The sequence below is a fragment of the Cognataquiflexum rubidum genome (genome assembly GCF_022538115.1).
In the GTDB taxonomy this organism is placed as follows: domain Bacteria; phylum Bacteroidota; class Bacteroidia; order Cytophagales; family Cyclobacteriaceae; genus Cognataquiflexum; species Cognataquiflexum rubidum.
In genome coordinates, this window is the sequence record NZ_JAKZAL010000043.1 from 1 (window position 1) to 11,268 (window position 11,268).

9 protein-coding genes are annotated in these 11,268 nt (G+C 36.2%); 5 read left to right on the top strand and 4 right to left on the bottom strand.

Annotated elements, in window-relative coordinates:
- Nucleotides 1-96: 96 nt before the first annotated feature.
- Complete coding sequence (locus MMU05_RS22810) at nt 97-1,491, bottom strand: undecaprenyl-phosphate glucose phosphotransferase (RefSeq protein WP_241143969.1); 1,395 nt, start codon at nt 1,489-1,491, stop codon at nt 97-99.
- A 792-nt stretch (nt 1,492-2,283) separates the two neighbouring features.
- Between MMU05_RS22810 and MMU05_RS23235 the strand changes: the two genes are divergently transcribed.
- On the top strand, nt 2,284-3,555 hold the full coding sequence (locus tag MMU05_RS23235; RefSeq protein ID WP_472843692.1) for an MptA/MptB family glycosyltransferase: 1,272 nt from the start codon (nt 2,284-2,286) through the stop codon (nt 3,553-3,555).
- Between the two features lie 25 nt (nt 3,556-3,580).
- Here the strand turns inward: MMU05_RS23235 and MMU05_RS23205 are convergent, their stop codons facing one another.
- Entirely contained in the window at nt 3,581-3,958 is a 378-nt protein-coding gene (locus MMU05_RS23205; protein ID WP_418884491.1) for a LytR/AlgR family response regulator transcription factor, read from the bottom strand.
- Between the two features lie 567 nt (nt 3,959-4,525).
- Between MMU05_RS23205 and MMU05_RS22815 the strand changes: the two genes are divergently transcribed.
- The 3 genes from MMU05_RS22815 to MMU05_RS22825 all read left to right on the top strand — a co-directional run bounded on the left by MMU05_RS22815 (nt 4,526) and on the right by MMU05_RS22825 (nt 8,064).
- The gene (locus MMU05_RS22815; protein ID WP_241143970.1) at nt 4,526-6,100 is read left to right on the top strand and encodes an Ig-like domain-containing protein; all 1,575 of its coding nucleotides are present in this window, start codon (nt 4,526-4,528) and stop codon (nt 6,098-6,100) included.
- Nucleotides 6,101-6,272: 172 nt separating this feature from the next.
- Nucleotides 6,273-6,968: a hypothetical protein gene (locus MMU05_RS22820; protein WP_241143971.1), complete on the top strand. Its 696-nt coding sequence runs from the start codon at nt 6,273-6,275 to the stop codon at nt 6,966-6,968.
- A 187-nt stretch (nt 6,969-7,155) separates the two neighbouring features.
- Entirely contained in the window at nt 7,156-8,064 is a 909-nt protein-coding gene (locus MMU05_RS22825; protein WP_241143972.1) for a histidine phosphatase family protein, read from the top strand.
- A 19-nt stretch (nt 8,065-8,083) separates the two neighbouring features.
- On the opposite strand, the gene MMU05_RS22830 is transcribed toward MMU05_RS22825, so the two are convergent.
- Nucleotides 8,084-9,298, bottom strand: a complete 1,215-nt coding sequence (locus MMU05_RS22830; RefSeq protein WP_113922982.1) for an arginine deiminase — start codon at nt 9,296-9,298, stop codon at nt 8,084-8,086.
- Nucleotides 9,299-9,601: 303 nt separating this feature from the next.
- Between MMU05_RS22830 and MMU05_RS22835 the strand changes: the two genes are divergently transcribed.
- Entirely contained in the window at nt 9,602-11,113 is a 1,512-nt protein-coding gene (locus tag MMU05_RS22835; protein WP_241143973.1) for an IS1634 family transposase, read from the top strand.
- A gap of 81 nt (nt 11,114-11,194) precedes the next feature.
- Here the strand turns inward: MMU05_RS22835 and MMU05_RS23210 are convergent.
- On the bottom strand, nt 11,195-11,268 hold a 74-nt coding region (locus MMU05_RS23210; protein WP_418884492.1), incomplete at its 5' end, for an adenosylhomocysteinase.

Below are 11,268 nucleotides of genomic sequence, written 5' to 3' on the forward strand. Positions count from 1 at the left end.
TATTTCGGTCAAAAGCTTTTTGACAGACTCATCATTGCTTCAATTTATCCTTACTGGAATGATTGCGGATAATCATATTATTAAATTATGTAGGACTTAAAATGCTTCCTCGTGCGTCTTCTTTCCGAAAACTGTCAACCAAATGATCTTGATATCCAACCATAAAGTCCATTTTTTTAGGTATTCCAAATCATGGGAGGTTCTTTGTTTCTTTTGTTCTTCCGTCTCCATTGGACCTCTCCAACCATTTACTTGGGCCCATCCTGTAATTCCCGGCTTATAATAATGTCTTACCATGTATTTGTCTTCAGTCTCCTGCATGACTTGGTTTAGGAAGGTTCTATGAGGACGGGGTCCTACCACGCTCATCTCTCCTGTCAAGACATTGATAAACTGGGGCAATTCGTCAAGACTGTATTTTCTTAAGAACTTTCCTATTTTAGTGATTCTTGGATCATTCTTTACCGTAGATTGGGTTCCGCCCACAACACTGTCATTGCTGTTCATCGACCTGAACTTATATACTTTGAAAGGTTTTCCACCTTTACCCGTCCTAATAGGAGTGTAAAATACAGGTCCTGGTGAATCAAGCTTTATGAGCAAACCAATTACAACAAATATTGGGGAAAGGAATAGTAGAACAGCGGAAGCAAAGATTACATCAAAAACATTTTTCAATAAGTTTGGGAACCAATTGTCCAAAGGCAGCTGACGGATATTGACCAACTGAAGATCACCAAACTGATATGTCTTAAAATTCTCTCCAAAAATCCCTTGATAGTCAGGAACAAATCTGATCCTCGTACCATGGTAATCAGCTATTTCAACGATGGATTTTATTTTATCCAACTCATTGTAAGGCAATGCAATGATGATTTCATCCGCAAAGTTGTATTTTAAATAGTCTTTCAATCCATCTAAAGTCGAGACCACACGCTCATTTTTTGACGATGACTTGGCTTCCGGATTGCAATCAATGAAACCCTGAACGGCAAACTTTGCATAAGAATTGGATTCCAAGAATCCGGCAACTTTATTTGCCAATTGGCCTGAACCAGCAATTAACGTTGTACTCATTTTTGTTCGTCTTTCCTTTATTGGTGCTGAAAGCCTTATCACTAAAGAATTTGTGATAATTCCCAAGGAAGGGATTCCAGCCAAAATTGCAATCAATAGATTACGGACATCTTTTGGGAAAGAGAAAACGAGATAAAGGATGCCAATGATACCTGCAAGAATGAAATAAGTTTTAAAATATTTACTCATTCTGGATTTGAAGAAACTGCTCCCTGTCCAATCCACATATAATTTATTCGAATATCCGATCACAAGCCAAAGGGAAATTAGTGCCATTAAAAAGACAACTTCCATTCTTTGGAAAGAGAGGTCATTGATTCTGTAAAAGTACAAGGAGATAAAGAATGCGAGGGTTAAGCTGATCACGTCCCAGAAAACAAGGATAGGAACGTTTGATTTTTGATGATTTGTCATAGCCTTTAAAAATTAAATTTTAATATAGATTACTGAGCTTTTTACTAATAAGTAATTAACTAAATTAACGGTAAGGTATTTTAGGCTTTTGAACGGCATCAAATATACAAAAAATTGTATTTCAATCCCATTAATTACCTTTTAAATATTTTTCTCCCTTTTTACAGGGGATTTTTTTTAAATGATGATTCAAATATATAGCCATAAATCATAAAAAAAAATAAAATGCATAAAAATTTATTTGAAAAGCAAAAAAATACATTGGAAAGGGTTTAGTTTTTGCTTTTTATTTATATTTACTATAAAATAAATTGAGATAAAGCATCACTTAAATTTGTTAAAAGACATTTATTATGGTAAAAAATAATTTATACCATAAAAAATATGAATAAATTGTTTGAGAAGTTTCACCTTTTTTTCTAACTTTATTTTTATAAAATTTTTCATTTCTATTTTGATCTAATCGGCCTTTTTTGTCAATATTGTTCTTTCCGGTGTTAAATAGCCTTTTGTCCCAAATCATCTCCCGGCTGCATATTTTTTCCGGGCGTAGCCAATACAAACACAAATATCATGCAAAGGCAATATCTTGTACTTAAATCTCAATGGAATGGGCAATGCGGTTGAAATGGACAACTTTGATGGTATATTCATTATTTGGTAATGAAGTTCATTATCCAAAAAGCCTAAAATTCTATGGGTTTCGCATCCCTTACTTTAAATCATTAACCAATAATCAAAGCTTTGAAGATTTACCTTTATTTCAGTGCCTATGCTTTTCTCCTATTACTATTGGGATATTTTATTCCTAGGGAAGAATTTGCGTTAACTTTTCTCCTATTTGGACTTTGCTTTTTATTTTATTTAGGTATTTGTTGGGTTTCTATCGTCAGGAAGTTTTCTTTCAAAAGGGGTTTATTGTTGGCATTGCTTCTGCGGGTAGTATTGATGTTGTCAATACCTGCTCTTTCAGATGATTTCTATAGATACTTTTTTGATGGTCAGTTATTAAAAATGGGGTTCAATCCATTTCTATCAACTCCAAATGAGATAGTGACGAGTTTGGATTTCGGGACAAATACCTATGGGGTTTATTTATATGAAAAAATGAATTCTCCCCAATATTTTTCAATTTATCCCCCCCTGCATCAGGCTTTCTTCTTTCTTACCTCTTTGACAGGGGATGACTTGCTGTCAAACATTGTTTTCCTTCGAATTTTCATTGTTGGGTTTGATTTTTTAAATATTTACCTGCTTTACAAAATCTTAATTCTTGTAAACCAACCTATTTCGAAAATTTGGTTTTACGCATTCAATCCGCTTATCATCCTCGAGCTAACCGGCAATCTCCATTTTGAGGGAATAGTTTTGGCCGGGATTTTAACTACAATATTTTTTTGGATTAAAAAGAAACCAATGTTTGCTGCATTAGGATGGTCTTGGGCCATTGGTATCAAATTGACACCATTGATGTTGGGCCCTTTATTTCTTTTTTCATGGGAAAAAAATAAATCAATCCCATTTCTTTTTTTCTCCGCTTTAATATTAGCCCTTTTGTTTTCACCCCTTATGATCTCGGATGGGATTCAAAAATTTTGGCAAAGTATAAGGTTGTTTCAAAGTACCTTCGAATTCAACGGGTCAATATATAATATAGTAAAATGGATTTCCGGATTTGTAATAAACTACAATCCCATAGCTTACGTTGGGCCATCCCTAAATTTGGTTGCCTTTTTGGCAATCGTATTTTACAGCGCAAAGATTCAGGTGCAGGATTATGAAAAATTATTACTTGGAATAGTCCATATTTATCTCATTTACCTTTTATCACAGAATGTTGTCCATCCCTGGTACATTATTCCGGCATTTGGGGTGAGCATTTTGACGAAAAGTAGGATTTTTTTGGTTTGGACAGGTTTGGTTTTTTTATCCTACAATGCATATTCCAACCCTGATGTAAAAGAGAGTATCCTTCTATTATGGGTGGAATATGGGATACTGTTAATTTTTATAGTAAAAGAAATCTTTTTCAAATCAGATTATCAATCACAAAAACCAAAATGAAAGACCTAATAATTTTTATCTTACTTCAAATTTTTGGCACAGAATCAAAGATTTCATGTAATAAGGTTTCCTTATTTTGAGTAATCCTGATTTTCATTCCATCCACCATTTCAATTATACCACCGTTCGATTTCAAGACTTTTTTGATATATAAGGGATTAATCAAATGGGAGTGATGTATCCTTATAAACCCCTTCTTTGAAAGATTACCGCATATTTCCTTAAGGTTTCTAGAAACTATGCGGATTTCGGGTTGATTGGAATCATGATTACTAGGAGAGATTATCTTGCAATAATTGCCATCTGCTTCACATCTGATGATTTCCTGAATATTCAGAATTTCAAAACCATTCAATATTGGAATGGCAATTTTCGAGGTCATTTTGGTTTTGATGGTATCCATTGTTTCTATTGGACTGATATTACCTATTTTTTTGAGTCTTCCTTATAATATAAAATGCATTTATTTTCTTTTGAAGGTGAAGGCTTCTTGAGTTGAGATTTCAGAATTGTGAAAACAGAAATTATCAGACTCGGCACATTCACTGCTTGGTTAATGACATGCAAAACACTTGATTTTGGTAAAAAATAATTCAAGACTTATGTAAATTTCGATGAATATAAAAAAATTAAATGCTAAAAAAATTATTTATAGAACATTTTTTTGTGGTCAAACAACTATTAAAGGTTTAAAAATAAAGGTTTTGCCATATTTTTTATACATCCGAATTGGCCAATGGCATTGAAAAAGCAGCCAACTGTACATTGAACCCCTCACCTAATTGTTGTTGAGAATTTCAATACTTTAAAATATCTAATTTTATCCAAATAAAATATCAAAAAGCTGAATAAAGCTTGAGTCAGTGAAATCTAAGTCAAATTTTAAACTTTAATTTTAAATCTAATGGAACCCTATTTTAAAAATCCAACTTTGTTGCAAGGGATCAAAACCTTCAAATCGCAACTCCTAATGCTTTTTTCTATCCTCTTGGTGGCAAGTTCATGTTCTGAAAGCATGTTCGACGATGATGACATCAATGATGATATTGCATTGTTGTCCCAGACATTATCCTCTAATTTCGGAAAAATCGGGATTTCAGATGCTGCCAATGGTGGTAATGTTGACGAATTTTATTTTCTGGCGCCTACGATTGGCAAGGACCCAAAATTCAATGGTAAGTTCAATCCTAATCTTTCGCCGATAGTTGAAATCAGTGATGATTTTGAGTTTAAAACTGTTGTTCAGTCATTTAAGCGAGACGGCACAGGAGGCGATAAAGTAAGCCTAAATGCAGCAGAAGAAAATTATACCGCGGTTTGGGATACATCTAAGTCCAAAGCTGTTAAAGGCAAAATTTACCGTGTCAGAGTCAGGATCGGTGAAAAAGTTTTGGGATTTGTAGATGTGGCGATTGTGAATAAGGAAACCAAAAAACTTGACAATGGAATTGTTCCCTTAGTGGAAAACCAATCATTTAGAGTGGTATACAGATTGGAGGATAAAACTTGCCCTGCCAGAATCGAAGTTACACCAAAAGAAGCCACCATTTTGGTGGATGGAGAGCAGAAATTTGAAGCAAAAGTTTATAATTTCTACGGAGAATTGCTAGAAAATTTAAAAGTTGAGTGGTTTGTTTCAGAAGATGATGTGGCCTCAGTGGACCAGAATGGATTGGCAAAGGGTAAGAAATTTGGGTTGACCAAAGTCAGTGCAAAATCTTTTGATGTGACAGGTTCAGCTGATCTGTTTGTGCAGGAATCTGTTGCCCCTAGACCAGGTAGAGATGTGGTAGTATTCAATGATATCAATGTGTTTGATGATATTGCTATGACAAGAACAGGAAACATTCAGCTGGTAAAAAATTTGCTCAATTATGAAACAACTGGTGTTAGAGTTCAAGGAAACAAAATTTGGTTCGATTGTGGCCGTGGGGCACAATCTCAGTTCACACCATGTGTAGGTGGGGTAGATAGGTATACATTTCAACCTTTCAGGTCATTAATAAACAGTGAAGGTTTTGAAATTGAAAATATTAATTCAACCTCCGGAACTCTCGTTAATATACCTGCAGATGTCAAAATTCTCTTTTTGTTTATTCCCCGGGTTCAGTTTACTCTTGCAGAAATTAATGAAATGAAAAAATTTGGTGAAGAAGGGGGAAGAATTATTTTTGTTGGGGAATGGGATGGTTTCTACACAAATGTTGGATTGGCGGTAGAGAATCAGTTTCTCATAAATATGGGGGCGTTCATGAGAAATGTTGGTAATGCTGTGGACGGTGCTGATACGGTATTACCTCTATCATCTTTAAGGCCACATCCAATTATGAGAAATATAAATTCACTGATGGTCAATTTTGCATCTGTTATTGAATTAGGGCCAAATGATTTTGCTTTATTTTATAATTCAACCAATTCTTTGGTTCTCGCAGGTGTTGCTCAAATTGATACCACCCCAATTACTGAATTAAAGTCAGCCCGATTGGATTTTAATAACTCAAGATCAAGGGTATCCCAAGATGATATTCTTCCTCACAAAAATTGAGAATCTCAGTTGAAGTTTTGAATAATCTACCTAAGGGAATCAAATTCCCTTAGGTTTTTTATTTTACAAAAAGGATTTTTCTAAAAATTGACTTGCTACATTTGATTTTAGATAAGTTCCTACCGAATCTATGAAATTTCGCCAAATTTTATTTATTGTCATTTTAGTTGTTATGGTTACCAATTGTAACCTTTCTTCTGAAAGGAAAGCATTGGCAATCATAAAAAAGTCTATTCTTGCTCATGGAAGTGTAGATTTATGGAATTCCATTGAGTCTTTTACTTTACAAAAAGAAACTTGGCTTTACCTTGAAAATGGAGAAGTTGAAAACCATATCATCCAAGAAATTGAATTTAGGCAAAAACCTTTTTTTGAAGCAAAGATGTCGTGGGTCAAGGATTCAATTATCCATAGAATTGTGTTCGATGGGACTAGGACCAAATACCTGATGGGTGAGAATGAAATCAAAAATGAGGGCTTTTTGGCCAATAAAAAGAAGGATATTGATGCCGCTTATTATGTTTTGACAAAACCTTTTAATTTATTGGAACAAGGTAAAAACCTGGAATACCAAGGGATAACCAAATTGGCCGACGGAAGGGTGGTAGAGACCGTTCAGGTCATTGACGGCGATCCCGAAAACCCTACTGTGGATATTTGGTGGTATTTTTTTGATACACAGTCTTTTCAGATTGTAGGGTACAGAGTCAAGACAAGTGACCATTTCAGCATGGTATATAATCAGGAATGGGATAATTCTACTGGGATTCTTTTCCCTAAAATAAGAGAAAGCTACCGGGTAGATAGCTTGGGTAATCATTTGTACCTGAGAGCGAAATACCAATTCAAAAACTTTTCTATCAATTGATTAATTGGAAAAAGAGTTGTCGGAGGGGAATATTTTTAATAACTTTCAATTGTGATTCATAGTAAGAAAATTGCTTTTTAAGTCTTTTTTTATGAATCATGTTTTCCGGTATTAGGGATCGGTTTGGAACAATTATTGACCGATTTGTTTTGCGGATTTAAAATAGAATTTCTAAGTATTCAAAAGAATGAAATATTTTCTAGCTCAATCAAAGGCTTTTGTTGCCGTAATCTGTTTGGTTATTCTTTTTTCCTGCCAAACGGAAAATGAACCCGATAATAAAATTTTATCCAGTGATTTCATAGATGGTGTTCTCTTTTTGAATCATAGGGATGATGGTTTTGCTATTCAAATCCAGACAAGTACTCCTGCAAAATTTTTTCCATCCGCTTCAAAAAACACCTTTGATATAGATGAATCAGGGGAGGATTTCCTGGAATTGTCCCCTGGGTTATATTGGATAGATGTGGCGTGGGCAAATGGTATCCCGGTCCGTGAAACTATCCCTGTTTACATAACAAAAAACAAAGAAGAGGCCATTCAGACGGTTTCTGCTCTAAAAAAAATGAAGACCGAAAATGGCGGTTATGTTATTGTTTTGAGGCATGCTAATGCTTCTGTAGGGGAAGATATTGTCACTTCGCCTTTACCTCAATGGTGGAAATCCTGTGACTCCAATGTTGCACGACAGCTAAGTGAGCTAGGTAAAAATAATGCTAAGAAAATTGGGAATGCCCTCAAGAAACTTTCGGTCCCGGTTTCTGCTACGATCAGCAGTGAATTTTGTAGGGCCGTTCAGACTTTTGAAAATATGGCTTTGGGATTAAACATCGCACAAGATAAAAGGCTTAACCACGAAAATGAAAGCAATAAGCTTGTGATGTGGGAAGATGCTTTTCAGGTCATCAAAGACAATCCAAAAAACGACGGGATTGTGGTACTTGTCGGTCATTACAACATGTATGCGCAGAATCCTTATAGAACTTCCATAAGGCCTTTTAACCAATCTGATGGTTTTCTTATGAAAAGACTGCCTTCAGGTGAATTGAATTTCATTGGTTCTATTCCAATGCATATGTGGGACATTTTTTTATAAGAATCAATCCAAGGTGAGGTCAGATTTTCGCCCTGCTTAATGGCATTGTCATACACCTTGGGCCACCCAGGCCTCGGGAAAGTTCCGAAGAAGGAATTTCCAAAACTTCAACCCCCATATTTCTCAAGGCACGATTGGTATGGATATTTCTATTGTAAGAAATAACCCTTCTTGGGCCTATTGCAAACACATTTGCTCCGTCAAACCACTGTTCTCTCATCGAATAATCGGGCTTTCCCGCTGCAGTGGACAAAATTTCGAGATGAGGGATTTCCTTTTCCAAGACCGTCAAAAGAGATTCATTCAATACCTGTCTTTTGATATTAATTTTGTCGTCTTTGATTTCTTTCAAGGTATAAAGAGAGGTTTGTAGGACGGAGTTGAGGGCATCAGGGTAAGTTAAAACGAGGTTTTCATCTAAAATGGTAAAGACGGTATCCAAGTGCATGTACTGTCGTTTTTTGGGCAAGTGTACCTCATAAACCCTTTCTACATTCCCTTCAGCTAGCAATGCTTTAGCGACATGATAGATGGCCTTTTCATCTGTCCTTTCAGAATTACCAATGGCAACTGCATGTTTTGACAAAACAATCACATCTCCACCTTCAATACTCGGCGGGGAATCATGTCCGTTTATCGGATAAAGACGGTTGACATGGTCTTTGAAATCCACGTGGTTTTCGAATATTGCCCGGAGGATATTGGCTTCCCTTTGTCTTCCTTCTTTTTTCATACTCGAAAAAATAATTCCACCCGGTGTTATTGCCATAGGATCCCTTTGAAAATACAGGTTTGGACTTGGAGGAATCACAAAAGCATAATCCAACAATTCACCGGAGGATAAATTGGGTATTTTTCGTTTTAGCTCATGGACTTTTACCCCTGCCGTCAGCGCTGTCGCACATTCTGCAGTAGATAGTCTTTCAAGAATATGGTCTTTCAGGTGTGTCAGACCGGATTTTGTCAGCGCATCCAGCATCAATTTCTCCAGAATTTCCCGATTGGAAAGAACCTGTATCAGCAATTCATGAAGCCTATAGACCTGTGCACCTGTGGTCTGTTTGATCAGATCGGTAAAGAAATCATGTTCCTTTTGCATGGCTTCCAGATAAGGAACATCTTCAAATAGGAGCAATTCCTTATTGTAAGGAGTAAGTCGGTCAATTTCCTTTCCCGGCCGGTGCATCAGAACTGCTTTCAATGTTCCAAATTCAGAGTTGAGGCGTAGGTTCATGTTTCACGGAAATTATTGATTTAATTGAAGAAATGTAATATTATTAAAATTTGAATCAAATTTTTACCTATTTTTTGAAAAATATATAAAAATTAATTGTTGTCATAATTTTAAAAATAAACCAAAAAAGCCTTCAGAATCTCTCCTGAAGGCTTTTTTATAAAATTTTGAAACAAATCAATACCTATCCTGACTTCGACAGTCGTCAGTCCCATGTTAGTATAAAGTACTGATAAGTAATGTTTTATAATTTTTTGATTTTCGTTTTGGGTGTCCCAGGGGTATTTTTGAGTACTTTTAGACATGTTTGTCCGCAAGAAGCCCAATAAAAGTGGCAAGATCAGTGTTCAGGTAATTGATAAGGTAAGGGGAAGTTATAAAGTTGCCAAAACCATAGGCAGCAGCTCCGACGGTGCAGAAGTGGAAGAGCTTGTTTCTTTGGGAGAAGAATGGATCAGGAACTATAAAGGCATCCTTGATATACCCTTCAACAATGAAGAGCAGGTTGCAGCATCTGTCCTGGAAAGTGTTGAAAACATTACTGTTTCAGGTACAGAACTCCTCTTGGATAAGGTATTCAATGATATCGGATTCAATGTAATCCAAGATGATATTTTTAAATGGCTTGTCTATTCCAGAATATGTTTTCCCGCCAGTAAACTGAAGACCTGTGATTACCTGCAGACCTATCATGGCCTTGGGTTTCAGGTTCAGGACCTGTACAGGTATATGGACAAGCTCTACAACAATTACAAAGAGATAATACAGCTGATCAGTTTTGGGCACACCAAGAAAATTCTGGGAGGCAGTATCAATATTGTTTTTTACGATTGCACCACACTTTATTTTGAAGTAGATCAGGAGGATGAACTGAGGAAGACCGGCTTTTCCAAGGAAGGGAAGCATCAGAATCCCCAGATAGTTTTGGGTTTGCTGGTGGGCCTTGAAGGCTATCCCCTGGCATACGAGATTTTTGAGGGCAATAAGTTTGAAGGGCATACCATGATTCCGGTAATAGAGACATTTAGAAAAAAGTATAGTCTGCCCGCCCCGATAGTTGTGGCCGATTCAGGTTTGCTTTCCAAAAGCAATATCAAAGAATTACTCGATAACGGATATGAATTCATTCTTGGGGCACGGCTTAAGTCTTCAGGCAACAACCAAAAAGAAAAAGTATTGGCCATTCAACTCCAAAATGGAGAAAGTGTATCAATGGATTGGGAAGAAAGTCTGAGGATGATTGTGAGCTACTCCGAAAGGCGGGCCGGAAAGGATAGGATCAACAGGGAAAATGGACTTAAAAAGCTCGAAAAACAGCTAAAGACAGGAAAACTCAACAAAACCCACATCAACAACAGAGGCTATAACAAGTACCTTAAAATGGAAGGTGAGATAAAGATTGCACTGGATATTGACAAGTTTGAACAGGATGGACGATGGGACGGTCTTAAGGGTTACATCACTAATACAAAGCTTGATAAAGAACAGGTAATCGAGAATTACAACAACCTATGGAAAATAGAAAAGGCATTCAGAATAACCAAAAATGAAATTAAGGTAAGGCCGGTTTACCATTATAAACAAAGGAGAATAGAAGCCCATATCAGCATAGCATTCGTAGCTTACAAGGTTTACAAAGAGTTGGAAAGACAATTAAATGAAAAAGGAATCAAGCTTTCTCCACAGAAAGCAATCGAAATAGCAAAAGGTATTTATACAGTCGAAATCCAACTCAAATCAACCGGGAAAAAGCTACGAAAGACCCTGTTTTTGAACGAAAGTCAGAAAAAAATGGCAAAAATGTTCGGTTTTTGATTTTGGGTGTCCCAGTGTCGAAGTCAGGAAAAAGCCTTCAGAATCTCTCCTGAAGGCTTTTTTATAAAATTTTGAAACAAATCAATACCTATAATACTCCGGCTTGAACGGTCCGTTTTCGGTAACACCTATGTACGCTGCCTGATCTGGCGTCA